The sequence below is a fragment of the Curtobacterium sp. ER1/6 genome (assembly GCF_001742745.1).
GTDB classification, from domain to species: Bacteria; Actinomycetota; Actinomycetes; order Actinomycetales; family Microbacteriaceae; genus Curtobacterium; species Curtobacterium citri.
This window is the reverse complement of record NZ_MJAK01000001.1, coordinates 609,957-628,518: the sequence shown is the minus strand read 5'-3', so window position 1 is coordinate 628,518 and position 18,562 is coordinate 609,957. Positions and strand designations below refer to the sequence as shown.

General features: G+C 74.2%; 24 protein-coding genes. 11 read left to right on the top strand and 13 right to left on the bottom strand.

The genetic code is table 11. From position 1 onward, the window contains the following. Positions 1-320: 320 nt before the first annotated feature. Genes Cus16_RS02905 through Cus16_RS02895 form a run of 3 tightly spaced genes read right to left on the bottom strand, consistent with a single transcriptional unit; the run spans position 321 to position 1,224 of the window. Complete coding sequence (locus tag Cus16_RS02905) at positions 321-674, bottom strand: hypothetical protein (protein WP_069711074.1); 354 nt, start codon at positions 672-674, stop codon at positions 321-323. Between the two features lie 59 nt (positions 675-733). Next, a complete protein-coding gene (locus Cus16_RS02900) occupies positions 734-1,039 on the bottom strand; it encodes an Asp23/Gls24 family envelope stress response protein (RefSeq protein ID WP_141718775.1) in 306 nt (101 codons plus the stop codon). Then, the gene (locus Cus16_RS02895; protein ID WP_069711072.1) at positions 997-1,224 is read right to left on the bottom strand and encodes an RNA polymerase sigma factor; all 228 of its coding nucleotides are present in this window, start codon (positions 1,222-1,224) and stop codon (positions 997-999) included. Before Cus16_RS02895 ends, Cus16_RS02900 begins: the two co-directional genes overlap by 43 nt. 252 nt (positions 1,225-1,476) lie before the next feature. Between Cus16_RS02895 and Cus16_RS16970 the strand changes: the two genes are divergently transcribed. Further along, complete coding sequence (locus tag Cus16_RS16970) at positions 1,477-1,605, top strand: hypothetical protein (protein ID WP_262982030.1); 129 nt, start codon at positions 1,477-1,479, stop codon at positions 1,603-1,605. A 10-nt stretch (positions 1,606-1,615) separates the two neighbouring features. Here the strand turns inward: Cus16_RS16970 and Cus16_RS16525 are convergent, their stop codons facing one another. Beyond that, positions 1,616-1,771 carry a hypothetical protein gene (locus Cus16_RS16525; RefSeq protein WP_189319507.1) on the bottom strand — a complete coding sequence of 52 codons (156 nt, stop codon included), beginning with the start codon at positions 1,769-1,771 and terminating at the stop codon, positions 1,616-1,618. A gap of 273 nt (positions 1,772-2,044) precedes the next feature. Between Cus16_RS16525 and Cus16_RS02890 the strand changes: the two genes are divergently transcribed. Beyond that, a complete protein-coding gene (locus Cus16_RS02890; protein ID WP_069711412.1) occupies positions 2,045-2,461 on the top strand; it encodes a VOC family protein in 417 nt (138 codons plus the stop codon). An 89-nt stretch (positions 2,462-2,550) separates the two neighbouring features. Here the strand turns inward: Cus16_RS02890 and Cus16_RS16520 are convergent, their stop codons facing one another. The 3 genes from Cus16_RS16520 to Cus16_RS02880 all read right to left on the bottom strand — a co-directional run bounded on the left by Cus16_RS16520 (position 2,551) and on the right by Cus16_RS02880 (position 4,881). Next, the gene (locus Cus16_RS16520) at positions 2,551-2,691 is read right to left on the bottom strand and encodes a hypothetical protein (RefSeq protein ID WP_189319506.1); all 141 of its coding nucleotides are present in this window, start codon (positions 2,689-2,691) and stop codon (positions 2,551-2,553) included. 61 nt (positions 2,692-2,752) lie between these two features. Then, positions 2,753-3,661 carry an SDR family oxidoreductase gene (locus Cus16_RS02885; RefSeq protein WP_069711071.1) on the bottom strand — a complete coding sequence of 303 codons (909 nt, stop codon included), beginning with the start codon at positions 3,659-3,661 and terminating at the stop codon, positions 2,753-2,755. Continuing rightward, the gene (locus tag Cus16_RS02880) at positions 3,658-4,881 is read right to left on the bottom strand and encodes a zinc-dependent alcohol dehydrogenase (protein WP_069711070.1); all 1,224 of its coding nucleotides are present in this window, start codon (positions 4,879-4,881) and stop codon (positions 3,658-3,660) included. Before Cus16_RS02880 ends, Cus16_RS02885 begins: the two co-directional genes overlap by 4 nt. 150 nt (positions 4,882-5,031) lie before the next feature. On the opposite strand from Cus16_RS02880, the gene Cus16_RS02875 reads away from it, so the two are divergent. Together Cus16_RS02875 and Cus16_RS02870 are read left to right on the top strand one after the other, a co-directional pair. Continuing rightward, positions 5,032-5,373, top strand: coding sequence for a DUF3140 domain-containing protein (locus Cus16_RS02875; protein ID WP_069711069.1), 342 nt, complete (start codon positions 5,032-5,034; stop codon positions 5,371-5,373). 42 nt (positions 5,374-5,415) lie between these two features. Then, positions 5,416-5,625 carry a hypothetical protein gene (locus Cus16_RS02870; RefSeq protein WP_141718774.1) on the top strand — a complete coding sequence of 70 codons (210 nt, stop codon included), beginning with the start codon at positions 5,416-5,418 and terminating at the stop codon, positions 5,623-5,625. A 51-nt stretch (positions 5,626-5,676) separates the two neighbouring features. Here the strand turns inward: Cus16_RS02870 and Cus16_RS02865 are convergent, their stop codons facing one another. The 3 genes from Cus16_RS02865 to Cus16_RS16515 form a co-directional block, all read right to left on the bottom strand. Continuing rightward, positions 5,677-6,564, bottom strand: a complete 888-nt coding sequence (locus Cus16_RS02865) for a family 16 glycosylhydrolase (protein WP_069711067.1) — start codon at positions 6,562-6,564, stop codon at positions 5,677-5,679. Positions 6,565-6,668: 104 nt separating this feature from the next. After that, positions 6,669-7,979 carry a PP2C family protein-serine/threonine phosphatase gene (locus Cus16_RS02860; protein WP_069711066.1) on the bottom strand — a complete coding sequence of 437 codons (1,311 nt, stop codon included), beginning with the start codon at positions 7,977-7,979 and terminating at the stop codon, positions 6,669-6,671. A 136-nt stretch (positions 7,980-8,115) separates the two neighbouring features. Continuing rightward, on the bottom strand, positions 8,116-8,379 hold the full coding sequence (locus Cus16_RS16515; protein WP_069711065.1) for a hypothetical protein: 264 nt from the start codon (positions 8,377-8,379) through the stop codon (positions 8,116-8,118). A 153-nt stretch (positions 8,380-8,532) separates the two neighbouring features. Here Cus16_RS16515 and Cus16_RS02850 point away from each other — a divergent pair, with 153 nt between their 5' ends. Beyond that, on the top strand, positions 8,533-9,495 hold the full coding sequence (locus Cus16_RS02850; protein WP_069711064.1) for an SDR family NAD(P)-dependent oxidoreductase: 963 nt from the start codon (positions 8,533-8,535) through the stop codon (positions 9,493-9,495). A gap of 77 nt (positions 9,496-9,572) precedes the next feature. Here Cus16_RS02850 and Cus16_RS02845 read toward each other — a convergent pair whose 3' ends face one another. Continuing rightward, positions 9,573-10,097: a heme-degrading domain-containing protein gene (locus Cus16_RS02845; protein WP_069711063.1), complete on the bottom strand. Its 525-nt coding sequence runs from the start codon at positions 10,095-10,097 to the stop codon at positions 9,573-9,575. 292 nt (positions 10,098-10,389) lie between these two features. Here Cus16_RS02845 and Cus16_RS02840 point away from each other — a divergent pair, with 292 nt between their 5' ends. The 5 genes from Cus16_RS02840 to Cus16_RS02820 all read left to right on the top strand — a co-directional run bounded on the left by Cus16_RS02840 (position 10,390) and on the right by Cus16_RS02820 (position 16,211). Next, positions 10,390-11,874: a reverse transcriptase family protein gene (locus Cus16_RS02840; RefSeq protein ID WP_083263639.1), complete on the top strand. Its 1,485-nt coding sequence runs from the start codon at positions 10,390-10,392 to the stop codon at positions 11,872-11,874. Between the two features lie 27 nt (positions 11,875-11,901). Continuing rightward, positions 11,902-12,153 carry a DUF4287 domain-containing protein gene (locus Cus16_RS02835; RefSeq protein ID WP_069711062.1) on the top strand — a complete coding sequence of 84 codons (252 nt, stop codon included), beginning with the start codon at positions 11,902-11,904 and terminating at the stop codon, positions 12,151-12,153. 44 nt (positions 12,154-12,197) lie between these two features. After that, positions 12,198-13,211, top strand: a complete 1,014-nt coding sequence (locus Cus16_RS02830) for a zinc-ribbon domain-containing protein (protein WP_069711061.1) — start codon at positions 12,198-12,200, stop codon at positions 13,209-13,211. A 73-nt stretch (positions 13,212-13,284) separates the two neighbouring features. Then, entirely contained in the window at positions 13,285-14,625 is a 1,341-nt protein-coding gene (locus Cus16_RS02825; protein ID WP_069711060.1) for an alpha/beta fold hydrolase, read from the top strand. Beyond that, complete coding sequence (locus tag Cus16_RS02820; protein ID WP_069711059.1) at positions 14,622-16,211, top strand: GMC family oxidoreductase; 1,590 nt, start codon at positions 14,622-14,624, stop codon at positions 16,209-16,211. The genes Cus16_RS02825 and Cus16_RS02820 overlap by 4 nt, the downstream gene beginning before the upstream one ends. Before the next feature lie 57 nt (positions 16,212-16,268). Here Cus16_RS02820 and Cus16_RS02815 read toward each other — a convergent pair whose 3' ends face one another. Continuing rightward, positions 16,269-16,850: a GIY-YIG nuclease family protein gene (locus tag Cus16_RS02815; RefSeq protein ID WP_069711058.1), complete on the bottom strand. Its 582-nt coding sequence runs from the start codon at positions 16,848-16,850 to the stop codon at positions 16,269-16,271. A gap of 50 nt (positions 16,851-16,900) precedes the next feature. Then, positions 16,901-17,746: a siderophore-interacting protein gene (locus Cus16_RS02810; RefSeq protein WP_069711057.1), complete on the bottom strand. Its 846-nt coding sequence runs from the start codon at positions 17,744-17,746 to the stop codon at positions 16,901-16,903. Positions 17,747-17,804: 58 nt separating this feature from the next. Between Cus16_RS02810 and Cus16_RS02805 the strand changes: the two genes are divergently transcribed. Beyond that, the gene (locus tag Cus16_RS02805) at positions 17,805-18,503 is read left to right on the top strand and encodes a heme oxygenase (biliverdin-producing) (protein WP_069711056.1); all 699 of its coding nucleotides are present in this window, start codon (positions 17,805-17,807) and stop codon (positions 18,501-18,503) included. Positions 18,504-18,562 lie beyond the last annotated feature (59 nt).

The window sequence follows — 18,562 nt, the reverse complement described above, 5'->3', positions numbered from 1 at the left end:
CCGGTCTACCCCAGTCGTCGGGTAGACCGGCGCTGATCCGGCCCGTCATCCGGTAGGACGGTGACGTGGTGCCGGTGTCGCACCCGACCGGTTGCGACCGCTCCGGTCGCGCCGGGACAGCCGGCACCACACCCCCGCTCCGGTCGGTCTCGACGGCGACGTCCGCTCACCGGTGCGCTCGTGACGCAGCGCCAGCGGTACCGAGCCTCAGGGAGCCGACGACGACCGCGTCCCCACCCGGCGGACGGGAGGCACGACACGGGCCCGCACCGCGCCTCCCGTCCGTCACCGGGTCGCCGCCCTCTGCGGTGGACGACCGGTCAGGACGCCGGTCGCACCGGGTCCTCGACGAGCCGGACGGTGACGCTGACCAGGTCCACCGACGGCCGGACCGCCGCGTCCAGCGCGTCGCGCAGGCGTTCGCCCACCGCGCGAAGCGTGTCGCAGGCCGGGCGCTCGCCGGAGACGGCGATCCCGGCTCTGACGTGAACGCGTCCGCCACCGCGGTCCACGTCGACCAGGACGTCCGGTTCCGGGAGCGTCAGCGCCGGTGCGACGGCCTCCGCGACCGCCCCGGCGGCGGCCGCGAGCGGTCGTGCCGAGTAGACCCCGGTGACGCCGGACACCGCCCGGACGGCCTCGGTCAGGGTGCGCGCGAGCGCTTCGTCGTCCATCCGCACTCCTCGGTCTCGGTACGCGTGTCAGGGTCGGTCGGAGTCTCAGGGTCGCCGGGTCAGGGCAGGTACACGTCGTCGAAGCGGACGTCGACGGCCTCGACGACCAGTCCCGTGTGCCGCTGCACGGTCTCGGTGACGGTCCGACGGAGCCGCTCGGCGGTGGGCTCCGCCGGCTCGCCGTAGGCCAGGCCGGCGGTCACGTCGATCCGCACGGTGGCGCCGGGCTGCTCGAGGTCGCCCGCGAGGACGCAGCGGCCCATCACGACGCCGCCCATCGTGTCACCGGCCCGGCGGACGAGCCCGCGGACGGCCGCCTCGGTCAGCGCGAGCCGCAGTCGGGGGTCCGGGTGCGCCACGGGCACGTCAGGAACGACTCCTGCACGACATCGTCGGCCTCGTCGTTCGAGCCGAGCACCTGTTCCGCGTACACGCGCATGAGCGGACCGTGGCGCCGGGCGAGCACCTCGAACGCGGGGACGTCACCGTCGGACGCACGGGCGACGAGCGTCGCGTCCGAGGCGTCCTTCAGGGGTCCTCCGCCGCTCATCGGCGCCTTCCGTCCGTCGAGCGCCGGCCGACGGGCCGGTCCACCCCGAGCATGCACCGCGACGGCAGTGCGCGTCCGAGCATGGTCGAGGGGTCCGGTTCGTGACAAACCGGCGTCCCGGGACGTCCCACTGGTGAGATGCACGACGAAACCACCGCAACACCCCCGACCACACCACCGCACGACGAGCCCGCCGGTCCGCCTCCGGACGCGTCGGTCGTCCCACCCACCCGGTCGGGCCGGACCCTGTGCATGAGCGTCTTCGACCGGTGGCGCTGCGGACTCGACGCCGGGCACGCCGGCATGCACGTCGCTGCCGAGGACGGTGCGACGACGTCCTGGAACGACGCCGTGGCGGGCCGGATGCTCCGGGAGCTCTGACGACCCACGCTCACGACGCGACGAAGAAGTGGCGGTAGCACGGGTCGGCGGGCAGGTCGGCGAGCAGCCGCGCGTGCACCATCGACGCGATCTCGTCGGGGTGCCGGAGGCCGCGACGGTGCCACTCCCGGGGCTCGGCGTGCAGGGCGGCGAGGTTCGGTCGCACCGGTCGTCTCCGTTCCTCGTCGATGGTCCGCCCGCTGGGACGGCACCGTCCACACTGTCCCGGTGCCCGCCGTGCCGTGCCGTGGTCACGGGTACCGGCCGGTCCCACCGGTGCACGTCCACTTCACGCGTCCGACCGGCAGAGGGGGTCCGGGTCGGACCGCAGGCCGGGTCGGATCGAGTCCCGTGTGGTCCGACCACCACGGGTGCACGGCCGTCTGCCATGATCGTGCCGACGCGGACGACGGAGTCCGCACGACCCGAAGGAGCACCCGTGTCCGTCTTCCTGAACCCCTACCTCGGCTTCCGTGACCAGGCGCGCGAGGCGCTCAACTTCTACCACGGCGTCCTCGGCGGCGAGCTGAAGTCGATGACCTTCGCCGAGGGCGGCATGGCGCAGGACCCCGCGGACGCCGACAAGGTGATGCACGGGCAGATCCAGACCGACTCCGGCCTGCTGCTCATGGCCTCGGACGCCCCGGCGAGCATGCCGACGCCGACCGAGAGCCGCATCTCGGTGTCGCTCAGCGGCGACGACGAGGAGATCCTGACCGGCTACTGGAACGGGCTGGCCGAGGGGGCGACGGTCGTGGAGCCGCTGACGACGGCTCCGTGGGGAGACACCTTCGGGATGCTCACCGACCGCTTCGGCGTCACCTGGCTCGTCAACATCAGCGGCGCCGCGGGCTGACCGACCACGGACGGACGGGAGGCGCGGTGCCAGCCGGCACCGCGCCTCCCGTCCGTCGTCACGCCCTGGGCGTGCCGTGGAGCATCAGATCACCGGTGTCCGTTGATCTGGCCCAGCCAGCGGCCGAAGGCCGGCTCCTGCTGGTCGTCGTGCAGCGCCTTCAGGGTGCTGGTCGGGACGCAGTGCCGCTCGGTGTCGACGCCGGTCCCCTCGTGGAGGTCGAGGCTCATGAGTGCTCCTTCGCATGTGGTGTGGACAGTTCGACACCGGACGGCCGTCCGGCATTCCCGATCAGGGCGTGACCATGCCGCCGTTGACGTTGAGGGTCTCCCCGGCGACGAAGCTCGACTCCTGCGAGGCGAGGAACACGTACGCCGGGGCGAGCTCGGCGGGCTGGGCGGCACGGCCCATGGGGGACTCGCTGCTGCCGAACTCGGGGAGCGACTCCGGGTCCACGCCGCCGCTCGGCTGCAGGACCGTCCACGTCGGGCCCGGGGCGACGATGTTGACCCGGATCCCACGTTCGACGAGCAGCTGCGACAGGCCCTTCGAGAAGTTGTTGATCGCGCCCTTCGACGCCGCGTAGTCGAGGCGGTCCGGAGCGGGCTGGTACGCCTCCATCGAGGCCGTCGTGGTGACGGTCGAGCCCGGCTGCAGGTGCGGCAGCGCGGCCTTCACGAGGCGGAACAGGCCGAAGACGTTGACGTCGAAGGTCGCCTCGAACTGCTCGTCCGTGATGTCGAGCAGGTCCGGCTGCCAGCGCTGCTTGCCCGCAACGCTGACGAGGGCGTCGATCCCGCCGAACTCGGCGACGGCGCGCTCGACGAGCTGCCCGGCGTACGCCTTGTCGCGGAGGTCCCCGGGGACGGCGACGGCCTTGCGACCCGCGGCCTCGATCTGCTCGATCACGTGGTCGGCGTCGGACTGCTCCTCGGGCAGGTAGGCCAGGACGACGTCGGCACCCTCGCGGGCGAAGGCGATCGCCACGGCGGCGCCGATGCCCGAGTCCCCTCCGGTGATCACGGCCTTGCGGCCCTCGAGCCGCCCGGTGCCGCGGTAGCTGGACTCGCCCAGGTCGGGCACCGGGGTCATCTGCGACTGCAGCCCCGGTTCCTCCTGCGTCTGCGGCTCGGGGGAGACGTCGGGGTAGCGGCTCCGGGGGTCGCCGAAGGCGTACTGGTCGACCGGCGAGGTGCTCATCGGGTCGCCTCCAGCTCCACCTTGACCCAGCCGGGCTCGCGGCGGTCGAAGGCCTCGTACGCCTCGATCGCCGAGCCGATCGGCTCGTGCTCGGTGATGAGCGCGGTCGGGTCGAACTGTCCCGAGGCCACCAGGTCGATGAGCGGCGGCGTCACCGAGTGGTGGTCGCAGTTGCCCATCCGGATCGTCAGGTTCTTGTTCATCGCCTCGCCGATCGGGTACGACTGCGCGGTCGGACCGTAGACGCCGATGATGCCGATGCGGCCGTACTTCGCGACCGACGCGACCGCCCACTGCGCGACCTGCGACGGACCGTCGCCGGGCTTCCACTGCTGCTGCTCGCCGAAGCCGTCCGGGGACGCGTCGGGCGCGACCTGCTGCACCTCGGCGTCGAACTGCCGGGCCTGCTCGTCGGAGACCGCGGCCGGGCCGCGCTTCGGGCGCTCGGCGTCCACGCCCACGGCGTCGATCACGGCGTCCGCACCGATGCCGTTGGTGAGGTCCATGATCGCCTGCACCGGGTCCTCGCTGTTGTAGTCGACGACCTCGCAGTGCTGCGCGAGTGCGGCGGCGAGACGGGTCTCCTCACCGTCGACGACGATGACGCGCGCGGCGCCGAGCTTGTACGCCGACGCGGCGGCGAACTGGCCGACGATGCCGGCACCGAAGACGACGACGACGTCACCGCGAGTGACCCCGGCGAGCTCGGCACCGAACCACCCGGTCGGGAAGATGTCGGAGAGCAGGATCGCCTGCTCGTCGCTGACGTTCTCGGGCAGCGGGTGCATCGTGTTGCGGGCGTAGGGCACGCGGACGAACTCGGCCTGCAGACCGTTCACCGGGCCGGTCGACTCGGGGCCGCCGAAGAAGCTCGTGCCCGCCTGGGGACCGTTCGGGTTCGCGACGTCGCACTGCGCGGTCTTGCCCATCCGGCAGTACCGGCACGCGCCGCAGGAGATCGTCGAGTTGATGACGACGCGGTCGCCGGCGGAAAAGCCACGCACGGCGTCGCCGACCTGGGTGACGACGCCGACGGCCTCGTGCCCGAGGATCGTGCCCTCCTGCATCGGCGCCATGGTGCCGCGCACGAAGTGCAGGTCGGTGCCGCAGATCGCACTGCGGGTGATCCGGACGATCGCGTCCTCCGGGTGCTGGATGGTGGGCTCCGGGACCTCGTCGAGACGGATGTCCCCGATGCCGTGCCAGACCACTGCGCGCATGTCGCTCTCGCTTTCCTGTCGTGGGGTGTTCGGGGGACACACAACGCGCCCGGCCCTGGACGCTCGCGGAGCGCCGTCCGGTCTGCGCACCGGACCGGGGGACAGCGGCTCCTGCGGACCCGCCCAGGCGCTGCGCGTTCGCTGGCGCGCATGAGCGACGACCAGCACGACGAGAAGCAGACCCGCGACGACTTCGCGGACGCCGTCAACATGACCGCGTCCCAGCTGAAGGAGTGGCTCGACACCGACGAGTCGAAGGAGGTCGGGCAGAAGCCGGCCGGTGGCGGCGAGTCCACCGGCCACGAGAGCGGGCGGCACATCGTCGCCATCCTCGAGAAGAAGCAGGGCGACTACACGGACGACGACTACGCGCACATGCGGAAGGTCGTCGGGTACGTGGCGCGGCACGCGAAGCAGGAGCCGAAGGGCGACTCCCACGATTCGAAGTGGCGCTGGTCGCTCATGAACTGGGGCCACGACCCGGAGAAGTGAGCCCGAGGAGTGATCCCGGACGGCCTGCGGCAGAATGGGTCCGTGGACGACTCCGGCATGCCCCGCTTCCGTCGCATCTGGTCGACGATCCAGGTGGGCGTGCTCGCCGCCGCCGTGCTGTTCTGCGTGGTGATGCTCGTCATCGGGCAGGGCGACCTCGACCGGGTCTACGCGGTCGGCGCGGTCTTCTTCGGTCTGGCCCTGGTCGGGCACGCGACCTACCTCTGGCTGCTGGCCCGCGCCCGTCGCTGACCCCCGTCGGTCGGGAGGCGCGTGGCGGCGTGGCCCCGCGCCTCCCGTCCGTCAGGACTGCTGCCAGACGCGCACCCAGTCGACCGTCATCTGCTGCGGGAAGCGGGTGGTCGCGTCCGGCGACCCCGGCCAGGTGCCGCCCACCGCGACGTTGAGCACCACGAAGAACGGCTTGTCGAACACCCAGGGCGCCGATCCGACGTCGGCGCGGGTGACCGTCCGACGGGCGACCCCGTCGACCGTCCACCTGACGGAGCCGGGGCGCCAGTCGACCCCGTAGACGTGGAAGTCGTCCGCGAAGGCGGCACCGTTCGGCTGCGTGTACGACGCCGTCAGCCCCTGCGCGCCGGAGTACCCGGGGCCGTGCACGGTCCCGTGGACCACGGCGGGCTCGTACCCGACGTTCTCCATGACGTCGATCTCGCCGCACGCCGGCCATCCGACCTGGCCGATGTCGGCGCCGAGCATCCAGAACGCCGGCCACAGTCCCTGGCCCCGCGGGATCCGGATGCGCGCCTCGATGCGGCCGTACTGCGCGGTGAACGTGCCCTCGGTCTTCAGGCGGGCGGAGGTGTACGAGCCGTCGGCCTCGCGCCGGGCGGTGAGGACGAGGTTGCCGGCGCCGTCGAGGGCGCTGTTGCGACGGGAGTCGGTGTAGGTCTGCAGCTCGGCGTTGCCCCAGCCCCCGGCGCCGGTGTCGAAGCGCCAGATGCCCGGGTTCGGTGCGCTGCCCGCGGCGCCGTCGAACTCGTCGGCGGCGAGCAGCGTGCCACCGCTCGTGGCGGCCTCGGCGGGTGCGCCGGCGCCGAGGACGGCACCGGCGGCGGCGGTCGCAGCGGCGGCGCCGGTCAGGCCGAGCGACAGGAAGCGGCGTCGGCCGAGGTCGTCGCGGTGGGCGACGGTTGCGTCGTCGTGCGCGGGTGTGGGGTCGTTCGTCATCAGGTCGTCCCGGGTCGGCGGACCCGCCAACGGACGGGGCACTGGATCATCACCCGCCGGGCGCGCCACCGCCAGTCCGCAGTTCGGGGGGCACGCGGCCGCGGTCAGGGCCGGTAGGCGACGCAGAGCACCGTGACGTCGTCCGGGTGCTCACCGGCGTGGGCCAGGTCGGCGATGCCGGCGACGACCTGCTGGGGATCGGGACGCTCGGCGACCCACGCCTCGAAGCGGTCGAGCGAGTCGAGGTCGCCGCCGAACAGGTCGAGCACGCCGTCGCTGACGGCGACGATGACGTCACCCGGCACCAGGAACGTGTCCTCCGCCGTCCAGCTCGTGCCGACACCGATCGGCAGGTGTCCGGACCGGAGCGGTCGGACGCTGCCGTCGGCTCCCCGGAGGAGGGTGAGCCCGTGCCCGGCGTCCACCCAGCGGGCGTGGCCGTCGCGGTCGACGCGGACGTGGAAGCACGTGGTGAACTGGCCGCTGGTGAGGTCGGCGGCGCCCGTGGCGAGGCCGGTCGCGGCACGGCGCACCGCGACGGCGGGGTCGGTCTCGTCGACGGTGCTCCGGATGAGCGAGCGCACGGCGGCGGCGATCATGCCGGCGCCCACGCCCTTGCCCATGACGTCCCCGAGGGTGAACGCCGCACCGCCGGGGGTCGCGAACCAGTCGTAGAAGTCGCCGCCGACGGTCCGCGCCGGGATGCAGACGCCCACCGCGCGGACCTCGTCCGGCAGGCCGGCGGTCGTCGTCGGCAGGAGCGACTGCTGCACCAGGGCGGCACGGTCGATCTCGCCCTCGGCCACGCGGCGGCGGCGCTGCACCGCGGCGAGCTGCAGGCTCGCCTGGCGCGCGAGCTCGTTCGTCACGGCGGCGGTCGCGCCGAACACGATCACCACGGTGAACAGGCGGACGAACTCGCTGCCCTGCGCCTCCGTCGGTGCGATGAGGTACGGCAGCAGGAGTGCCCCGGCGGTCCCGAGCACCGGCCAGAGGACGTTCCACCGGCCGGGGTTCGCGGCGACCCAGATGAGCGGGAGCACCACGATGGTGGTGAAGACCGACCGGCTGTCGCCGGTGCCGTACCGGAGCAGGCCGACGGCGAAGAAGTCGAGCGCGGGGACGAGGAGCTCCAGGCGCATGGTGCCGGGCCACCGCGCCGGCACCGCTGCGGCCGCGAGGGCGGCGACGGCGATCGCGACACCGGTCCACATCCAGGGTGCCGAGGTCACGAGGAGCCAGGGCGACAGGCTGCTCGCGACGGCCGCCCCGACGACGAGCGCGGTGATGAGCGTCTGCTTCGCCAGCGGGGCCCACGACGTCCGGATGCCCGCGAGGACGATCGGACCCGTGTCGTCGCGGACGGTGGTCGTCCACGTGCGCGTCGACGACGGGCGGTCCGCGGTGCTCGTCACGGAATCGAGTCAACCTCGGTGCGGCCCGCGGGAGCAACCCCACTCCGAGGGCCGGGCGCGCCGCCGCGCTCGCTGTCCAGGACGGATCGTCGCAGCACGACGTCTTCCACGGCGCGGCAGCGCGTCAGAGCCCCCGTCAGAGTCCGAGGCGGAGGGCGAGCGGGACGAGCAGCCCGGCAACCCAGACGAGCACCATGACGAGGGCCCCGACCGCGAGCCACCGGCGGCGCCGACGGAGCTTCGGGCTGCGGTCCTCGCCCCACATCTGCGCGCGGACGAGGGTGCGGTTCGCCTGCTCGACCACCCTCCGGACCTCGGGGTCCTCGAGCGGCAGCGAGCCGGAGCGGGCGTGCTCGGCGATCGCCGTGGCTTCCTCGACGGTGAGCTCGTCCTTCGGCATGGGCCCATCGTCGCACCTGCACGACGTCGTCCGGAAGAGCCTGCGGTCAGCGGCCGACACCGCGGCCGACACCGGAGCCGAGACAGCGGCCGGGAGCCCGGGCACCCGCCGGCCTGGGGGAGACCGCAGCCGACACCGGGTAGCAACGAGGACATGTCAAAGCGCTTCCGCGGGAAGATCGTCGTCGTCACCGGAGCATCGAGCGGCATCGGGAGGGCCGCCGCCCACGAGTTCGCCCGGCAGGGCGCCACCCTCGTGCTCGCCGCACGCGGGCACGAGTCCCTCGAGGCCGCCGCCGCCGAGTGCCGGAAGCTCGGCGCCGAGGCGATCGCGATCCCCACCGACGTCGCCGACGAGCACGCCGTCAAGGACCTCGTCGCCACCACGACCACCCGGTTCGGCCGCATCGACGTCTTCGTCGGCAACGCCGCACTGTTCATCTACGGGCTCTTCGAGCAGACCCCGACGAAGGCGTTCAAGCGCGTCGTCGACACGAACCTCTACGGACACCTCCACGCGATCACCGCGCTCCTGCCGCACTGGAAGCAGCGCGGGAAGGGCACGTACGTGCTCGTCGGGTCGATCCAGTCGCTGCTCTCGGCGCCGTACCAGTCGGCGTACGTCACGAGCAAGCACGCCGCCCTGGGCCTGGGCGACGTCCTCGGCGACGAGTTCGCCGGCACCGACATCGAGTTCACCGCCCTGCTGCCCTCGACGATCGACACGCCGATCTACCAGAACGGCGCCAACTACACCGGGAAGAACTCGCACCCGCTGCCGCCGACGGTCTCCGTCGAGCGCGCCGGGAAGGCCGTCGTGCAGGCCGCCCTGCACCCGAAGCGCTACCGCTTCGTGGGGCGCATCCAGGCGTCCCTCGTGCCGCTGCAGTACGTGTTCCCGGGGCTGTTCCACAAGATCACCAAGCCCATGGTCGAGACCTTCGCCCTGCGCGGCAAGGGCGCCCCCACGGACGGGAACCTCTACGCCCCGGCCGACGCCGGCAACGCCACCGACGGCGGCTGGGTCGCGAAGCGTCGCCGGGTCACCCGGCCGCTCGTCTGGGCGGGCATCGCCGCGGTCGTCGGCACGGTCGTGCTGGGCCGCCCGCGTCGCTGACGCACCCACCGGACGGACCGGAGGCGCGGTGCGGACCCGCACCGCGCCTCCCGTCCATCTGCGGTCGGGCCTCGCCGTCAGTCGCCGGTGGTCGCGCGCCGACCGCCCTGCGCCAGGTGCGCGCGCAGGGCCTCGACCACGAGCGCGTGGTCGTCGTGCATCTCGAGGCCGCTGACCCCGACCGCGCCGATGAGGTTCCCGCGCACCACCAGCGGGAAGCCGCCGCCGGCCGCCTGGTAGCGCCGCGGGTCGAGGGCCGCCGCCTCGTCGAACGTCGACCCGCCCGCCTCGTACTGCGTCCGGACCGTGAGCGTCGCGTGCGCGAAGTGCCGCACCACCCGGAACTTCCGGTCGAGCCAGGCATCGTTCACCGCGCCCGACCCGGGCGTCGCCGCGTGGAAGACCCGCTGCTCCCCGAACGACACCGCGACGGCCACGCCGAGGCCGCGGTCGAGGGCGGTCGCGCGGAGCCAGGACCCCACCGCCCAGGCGTCGTCGAGGTCGAACGAGCCGAGGTCGAGCTCGCGTTCCTCCGCGAGCAGGACGGCGAGCTTCTCCTCGGTCCGCAGGTCGCGGTACCGGGCGCCGGTGGGATCGGACATGGTGCTCCTCACGGGGGACGTCGGTGTCGTCCGTCACGCTACCGGGCCGCGGCACCCGGCACCCGGCCTGGTGCTCCGGCACCCGGCCGGGTGTTCCGTCGCCGGGCCGCATCCGTCACGGTCGGTGACGGCTGACGACGGGTCGCGCCCGCTCGGCGGACCGCGCGCGGCATGTCCTGCCCGCTCGCCCGGCCGGGCCGCAGGGGTGTGGTCCACGACCGCCGGACGGGAGGCGCGTGCCGGCCCCGCCCCGAGCCTCCCGTCCGTCGGTCCGTCGCCGTAGGGTGAGCGCGTGGAGTTCCCGGGGGAGGCGGCCGGCGCGCGCGACGCGTCGACCTCTCCGGGGTCACCCCGGGGCACGCAGGACCAGCAGGACGACACGCCCCGAGCGGGACGGCGCGCTCCGCGCGCGACGCCGCACGGAGGCACCGACGGGTCCCCCGGGAACCCCACGCCCCTCGCCGAGGTCGCCACGGCGCTCGCCGACGCGTTCCTCACCGCCGAGCGGTGGGCGCCCGACGAACTGACCGCCGCCGGATGGGCGGTGCTCGGGGTCGAGCGCGCCGTCGTCGGGCTCGCGGTCGACGCGGCCCTCCGCACGTACCCGCGGCCGCCGGAGGACGCACCGCGGCAGCTCGCCGCCGTGCTCGCCGACGATGCCCGGCTCGCCGAACTGCACCGGGTCCGCGCCGCGCGTCGTCCGGTCCGGGTGCTCGCCCGCCGCGCCACCGCCGTCCGGGCCCGTCCGGACACCGCCAGCCCCCTGCTCGTCGACACCCTGCCGGAGCTGGCCCGGGCGCTCGGGGTCACGCTCGGCCGACTGCTCTGGCTCGCCGACACGCGGGCCTGGAACCGGCACGCGGGGCCGTCCAGCCCGCTCCACCACTACCGCTACGGGTGGGTGGCGCGTCCCGGTCGCGTCCCGCGGCTGCTCGAGAAGCCGATGGACCTGCTCCGGCGGACCCAGCGGACCCTCCTCGACGAGCTGTTGGTCGCCCTGCCGGTGCACGACGCCGCCCACGGGTTCGTGCCCGGACGGAGCGTGGTGACCGGCGCCGCGGTGCACACCCGGCAGCAGGTCGTCGTCACCGCGGACCTCACCTCGTTCTTCGCGAGCGTCACCGCGCCGACCGTGTACGGCGTCCTCCGGGCAGCGGGCTTCGCGGAACCGCTCGCGCACGTCCTCACCGGGCTCTGCACGCACCGGGTGCCGCCGCACGTGCTGACCGGCATGCCCCCGGGCGGCAGTCCCGAGGACCGCGCGGCGCTCCGTCGGTCGCTGGCCGTCGCCCACCTGCCCCAGGGCGCGCCCACCTCGCCGGCGCTCGCCAACACCGCGCTCCGGCACCTCGACGCCCGGCTAGCCGGGTGGGCGGCGGCGAGCGACGCGGTCTACACGCGGTACGCCGACGACCTGACCTTCAGCGGCGGCGACCGGCTCGCGGCGCGGCCCGAGGCCTTCCTCCGGGGCGTCGGCCGCATCGTCGACGACCAGGGGTACCGCCTCGCCCCGCACAAGTCGCGGGTCCGGCGTCGGGGGAGCCGGCAGTCCGTCACGGGCGTGGTGGTCAACGACCGACCGTCCCCGGGCCGGCGTGAGGTCGACCGGCTGCACGCGCTGCTGCACAACGCCGCCGTGCACGGGCCCGCGTCGCAGGACCGGACGGGCCACCCGGACTTCCGCGGGCACCTGCTCGGGCGGATCGGGTGGGTCGAGCAGGTCCACCCGGGCCGAGCGCGACGCCTGCGCGAGGAGTTCGACCGCATCCGCTGGTGACCCGCGCGGACGACTACCCTGACGCGCATGACGACGCACCGCGTTCCCGCTCCGGCGCTCCCGGCGGACGGCTCGAAGCCGAAGGGGCCCGCCTCGTACTTCCCGAGCATCGAGCAGACGTACGGCCGCCCCGTGCAGGAGTGGCTCGACCTGGTGGCCGACCGGCTCGACGACCACCGCCACATGGAGGTGGTGGCCTGGCTCAAGGACGAGCACGGGTTCGGCCACGGACACGCCAACGCCGTCGTCGGGTACGTCCGGAACGCCCTCGGGTACTGACGCCCCGCTGCCGGGTTGTCGGTGGCGCTGCCTAGCGTGGTGCCGTGGTCGAACCCGTGGAGGCGTGGTGGCGGCGGAGGCAGTGGTCCCGCGGCACGGCGGTGCCGTACGCGGTCGGCGAGTTCCGTTCGGCGTGGGCGTCGTACCCGGTGCTCGTCCGGCAGTACCACCCTGACCGGAACCACGGCGTCGTGCTCACGCAGGTCCCGCCGCTCGCCGAGGTCCTGCTGACCTGGGAGTGCGACGTCGGTCACGTCTTCGTCGCGACGCCGGCCGAGCAGCGGTCGCGCCCCGGGCGTGAGCGGCGGCGCTCGGTCTGGTGCCCGGAGTGCCAGCTGCAGGCCACCCCACGTCGTTGGCCGGTGCTGCCGGCGGACTGGCCGAGCGCGGTCCCGGCACCGCAGCGCGCCGAGCGGGTCCGCGGGCGGCAGACGCTCCCCGCCGCCCCGGCGCGCGGAGCGGTCCCGGCGCAGGGAGCGTTCCCGGGTGCCGGGCTCCCGAGCGCCGGTGCCGTGCCCACCGGAGCGGTCGCCAGCGCTCGCGCCCGTCCCGGTCGGTCGCGGACCGGTCGGGTCGCGCAGCCGGTCCCGCGGACGATCTGCCCGAAGACCCCGCGACTGCCCTCGGGGGAGTCGTTCACGAGCCGGTGCGCGCCCGCGACGGCCTCGGCGGTCGAGGCGGACCTCCGCGCCGCGCTGCAGGAGCGGTTCGCGCTGACCTTCGACCACACCGCGATCCGGCTCGACCGTCCGTTCTTCGACCACGTCGAGGCCTGGCCGGACATCGTGCTGCCCGAGCTGCGGGTCGCGATCGAGTACGACAGCACCGGTCGTCACGGCCTGGAGCACGTCGGTCCGCGGCAGGACACCGACCGGCGGAAGGACCGCGCCGTCCGTGCCGTCGGGTGGGAGGTCGTCCGGATCCGGACCGGCCGCCTGCCGGCGCTCGGGCCGTACGACCTCGAGGTGTCCGGGATCTCCCGCGGCACGATCGAACGGCTCGTCGACACCCTGCGCGAACTCCGGGGGCCGCTCTTCGTGGACGCGTACGCACGGTGACGACCACGTCGGGGTACATTGCCGGGGTACAGGTTCGCTGGGTCCCGCGTTCCGTGGACGGTAGGAACGAAGCATGACAGCGACCGCCTTCTGCCTGCACGCGCTGGGCTCCAGTTCCGAGGAGTTCGCGCTCCTCCGCTCGGAGCTCGCCGGTGACCTCGACCTCGTCGGCATCGACCTGCCGGGGTTCGGGCGGAGCCCCGCCTCGGGCGGCACGACCGTCGAGGAGATGGCCGTGCGGGTCGAGCGTGCGATCGGTGCCAGCGGCGCCACGGAGTGGGTGCTCGTCGGGCACTCGATGGGCGGGAAGGTCGCCACGGTCGTCGCCGACCGGACCGTCTCCGGCGCGAACGGCCTGTTCGGGCTGCGCGCCGTCGTGCTCCTGGCCCCGTCGCCCCTCGCGCCGGAACCGATGGCCGAGGAGCGCCGCGCGTCGATGCTCGCGTGGGCCGAGCACGGACCGATCGAGCAGGACAACGCCGCCGAGTTCGTCGACGCGAACACCGCCGAGGTGCTGCCGCCCGACCGCCACGAGCAGGCCGTGCAGGACGTCCGCCGGACCGACCCCCGCGCCTGGCGCGACTGGCTGCTCCGCGGCAGCCGCGAGGACTGGTCGGCCACGGCCGCACCGAACCCCGTGCCGACGCTCGTGCTGGCCGGAGCCGAGGACGGCGACCTCGCCGCCGACGCCCAGCGCCGGCTGACCCTGCCGCACTGGCCCGCCGCCGAACTGCACGAGGTCGCCGGTGCCGCACACCTGCTGCTGTGGGAGCGTCCGGTCGAGGTGGCCGCGATCGTCCGTGACTTCTGGACCCGGCGCATCGCGCACGCCCCGGTCGTCCCCGCCGACAACGCCCGCGTGATCGCCTCGCCGCGCGTGAGCGCGCGGACCCGCGGGCTGCTCGCCGTCCGTGCCCTCGCCGACGACCCGGCCGCGGTCCCGGACGCGCTCGACCAGCAGCAGCTCGACACGCTCCGCGCGGTCGCCCGGATCGTCGTCCCGCAGCCGGGGGAGCACGAGGTCGACCTGGCGCTCCGGGTCGACGCGCAGCTGGCGGCGGGCCAGGGCGACGGGTGGCGGCCGGACGGCATGCCGACCGACGTCGAGGCGTACCGCGCAGCCCTCGACGTGCTCGCGCCGGCGGCCGGGTCCGACGCCCTGGCCGACGCGCTCGAGGACGTCGCCGCCGGACGGTACCGGTCGGACGGCGCGCTCGACGCCGAGCAGCTCCGCGCGTGGTTCGAGGACGCGAGCGTGGACCTGGTCAAGCAGTGGCTCGCGCACCCCGCCACGATGTCCGAGATCGACTACGACGGCTTCGCCAACGGTGGCGACGGCGTCCGCAAGCAGGGCTTCCAGGTGCTCGGTGCCGGGCAACGGGAAGCATGGGAACCCGAGGGAGCAGCACGATGAGACTCGACGCACAGCGGCGCTACCAGGACGACGAGGTCGTCGACGTGGTCGTGGTCGGGACCGGTGCCGGCGGCGCACCGCTCCTGGCCCGACTCGCCCGCGAGGGCCTGACGGCGGTCGCCTTCGAGGCCGGTCGCAACACCGAGCCGGGTGACCACACCCCGGACGAGGTCGAGGCCCCCGCCGACATCAACTGGATGGACGAGCGGATCAGCGGCGGCGCGACGCCGACGGCCTTCGGACCGAACAACAGCGGCACCGGCGTGGGCGGCTCGACCCTGCACTGGGGCGCGTTCACCCCGCGGCCCAGCGTCCACGACCTGCGGCTGCGCACCGAGAGCGGGCAGGGCGAGGACTGGCCGATCGACCACGCCGAGCTCACCGGGTACATCGAGCGCGTCGAGCACGAGGTCGGCGTCGCCGGGCCCGAGCACTACCCCTGGGACCCGTCCCGTCGGTACCGGATGGGTCCGCCGCCGCGGAACGCCTCGTCGGACATGATGATGCGCGGGACCGCCGCGCTCGGCATCACCGCGACGGACGCCCCCGTCGGCCTCACCACCGAGGACCGGCACCAGGAGCACCACGGTCTCCGCCAGGCCTGCGTGTCGTGCGGGTCCTGCCACCAGGGCTGCCGGAACGGCGCCAAGGTCTCGATGGACACGACGTACCTGCCCGCCGCCGTGGCCTTCGGCGCGGAGATCCGACCGGAGTCCTTCGTGCACGGCATCGAGCTCGACGCCGACGGCAAGGTGTGCGCGGTGCTCTACACCCGTGACGGCCGCGAACGGCGCCAGCGGTGCCGCTCGCTCGTCCTCGCAGCCGGTGGTGTCGAGACGCCGCGGCTGCTCCTGCACACCGGACTCGCGAACAGCAGCGGTCAGGTCGGCCGCAACTTCACGGCGCACGGGGCGACCCAGGTGTGGGCGACCTTCGACGAGTCGATGCGGTCGTACCGCGGGTACCCGTCGTCGATCATCACCGAGGACTTCGTCCGGCCGGCCGACGCCGACTTCGCCGGGGGCTACCTCATCCAGAGCCTCGGGGTGCAGCCCCTGACCTTCGCGACGTCGCTCGTGCGCGGCGGGTCGCTGCGGGGCGCCGAGCTCGTCCGGGCGATGCGCGACTACCCGCGGATGGCCGGGGTCGGCATCAACGCCGAGTGCCTGCCCTACGACGACAACCGGCTCGTGCTCTCCGACGAGCTCGACGAGCACGGGGTCCCTCGAGCCCGGGTGACGTTCTCGCCCGGGTCCAACGAGGAGGCGATCCGGGCGCACGCCGTCCGGACCATGACCGCGATCGTCGAGGCCGCGGGTGGCACGGACGTCCGTGTCCTCGAACGCACCGCACACACGATCGGCACCGCGCGCATGGGTGTGGACGCCGGCTCGTCCGTCGTCGACCCGGCCGGGCGCTCGTGGGACGTCCCGAACCTCTGGGTCTGCGACAACTCGGTGTTCCCGAGTGCCGTCATCGCGAACCCGGCGCTGACGATCATGGCGCTCTCGCTCCGGACGGCCGACCGGTTCCTCCGCGACGACCCCGCGGCAGACCGCGCCCGGTCGGTCGCCGTCGCCGCCTGAGGGCAGACGGGCGGCGCACACCGTCGCCCGTCGCCCGACCGCGGCTGCGCGCGGGCCTCAGCCGCGCAGTGCGAGCGCCTCGCTCGTCCACCGCGCGTGCAGCGCCCACGGGTCCTCCACCCCGGCCGCCACGGTCGCGACGTGCGCCAGCAGCGCCGGCGTCGTCCGGAACCACTCCGTCCGCGGGTACCGGTCCGGGGCGAACGCGGCGTGCCGGCGGCGTTCGACCCGTCGGTCGCCGCGTTCGAACGCCAGGAGTTCCTGGTGCGGCACCGCGGCGAGCCGCTGCCGGGGGTTCGCGGTCGTCCCGATCTTGACGCGGTCGCCGAAGTCGTCCCGCTGCCGCAGGTAGTACACGACGTCGACGCGCGGCGGGGGCAACTCGCCGTCCGGCACGTCACCCCACGGCCACTCGCAGGTCGCGCAGGTCGTCGCGGTCGGCCAGCGGACACCGAGCCGCGACCCGCAGACCGGGCACGGGCCCGGCAGGGCGTCCTCGGTGCCGACCTGCTCGGCCGCCGTGTCCGTCACGAGCGCGACGTGGCCGCCGCACAGCGGCAGGACCGCGGCGAAGCCGTCGGCGGACGGTGCGTCGCACCCCGGGACGCAGCAGACCGGGGCGGGGGGAGGGGTGACCACGCGCCGGACGCTAGCGGGCACCACCGACGCGACCCGTGCCTCCCGTCCGCTCAGTCGGCGAAGATCACCCCGACCGGCTCGCGCTTCTCCTCCTGGAACCGGTCCTCGGCGCGACCGAGCGCCCAGTACGCGGACAGGGACAGGTCCGCCTTCTCGAGACCCCAGTCGTCCTGCAGGAGCCGTCGGATCGCCTTCACGGCCGTGCGCTCACCGTGCGCGAAGACCTGCACCGGCCGGGAGGCACGGGGCAGCGCCTCGGCCGCCGCCAGCAGGAGCGTGCCCGGGTCCGCGCCGGTGGCGTCGCGGTGCAGCCACCGCAGGTCGACACCGGCCGGGTGGACGAGCGGCTGCTCGTCCGCCGCGGAGGCGACCTCGACGAGCGCGACCCCGGTGGCGTCCTCGCGCATCGCTGCGAGTGCCGCACCGATCGCCGGCAGCGCGCTGTCGTCGCCGAGCAGCACGTGGGTGACGTCGGGGTCGGTGGCCGGGGTGTACCCGCCGCCGGGACCGGAGAGCGTGAGGAGGTCGCCGGGGCGGGCCGCCGCCGCCCACGGACCGGCGAGGCCCTCGTCGCCGTGCACGACGAAGTCGATCGCCATCGTGCCGGCCTCGTGGTCCACCGAGCGAACGGTGTAGGTGCGGCGGGCGGGACGCTCGTGCTTCGGCAGGTCGGCCCGCAGCGCGTCGAGGTCGTACGGTGGCACGAGGCCGCTCGCGGGCGGGGCGAGCAGGAGCTTGACGTACTTGTCGGTGGCGGCGAGCCGGTCCGGGTCGGCGCCGTCGACGAAGTCGCGGAAGGCCGGGCCGCCGAGGTGCACGCGCACCGTGTGCGGGGTGATCCGTTCCGTCCGGTCGACGACGAAGACGTGCTGGGTGCGCTTGGTGCTCGGGCTCATCGTGGGGCTTCCTCTTCCGGTGCTCGACCTTCTCAGCAACTGAGGTTAGCCTCACCTCATGAGTCCGACCGTGACGCCGTTCTCCGAGCTGCTGCGGCGGCGGTCCCGCACCGGTGCGGGCGCGACCGCCGGCGCCTCCGCCTGGGCGGGCGGGGCGCACGACCTGCTGGCGGGGGACTGCGACGTCGCGGACTACGCCGACCTGCTCGGACAGTACGCCGTCGTGTACGACGCGCTCGAGCGTGCCGCCGAGCGGATGGCCGACCACCCGGTCGCCGCGCCCTTCGTGACGACCCAGCTCACCCGGATGCCGGCGATCCGCGCCGACCTCGAGTACCTCGTCGGGCCCGACTGGTCCGAGCTCTGCTGCCCGACGGCCGCGACGACGGCGTACGTCCGCCGGCTGAACGAGGTCGCCGCGACCTCCCCGGGCGGCTTCGTGGCGCACCACTACACGCGGTACCTCGGGGACCTGTCCGGCGGACCGACGCTCGCGCGGCTGCTCGAGGAGCGGTTCGGCTTCGACACGAACGGCGTGCTCTTCACGATCTTCGACCAGGTCGCCGACCCCGCGGCGTTCGAGGACACCTACGGCGCCCAGCTCGACGCCGCGCCCTGGACCGCGGCGGAACGCGAGGCCGTCCTCGCGGAGGTCGACCTGGCCGCGCGCCTCGACCGGGCGCTCGTGGCGTCGCTGCGTCGACCGGTGTCCCCGACCGCGGCGCACGGCGACGCCGTGCACCCCCTCCTCGCCTGACGGCGGTCCCCGACCCGTCGGGGCCGTGGCGTGTGCGCGCCGTGCAGGGGTGCTCCTGC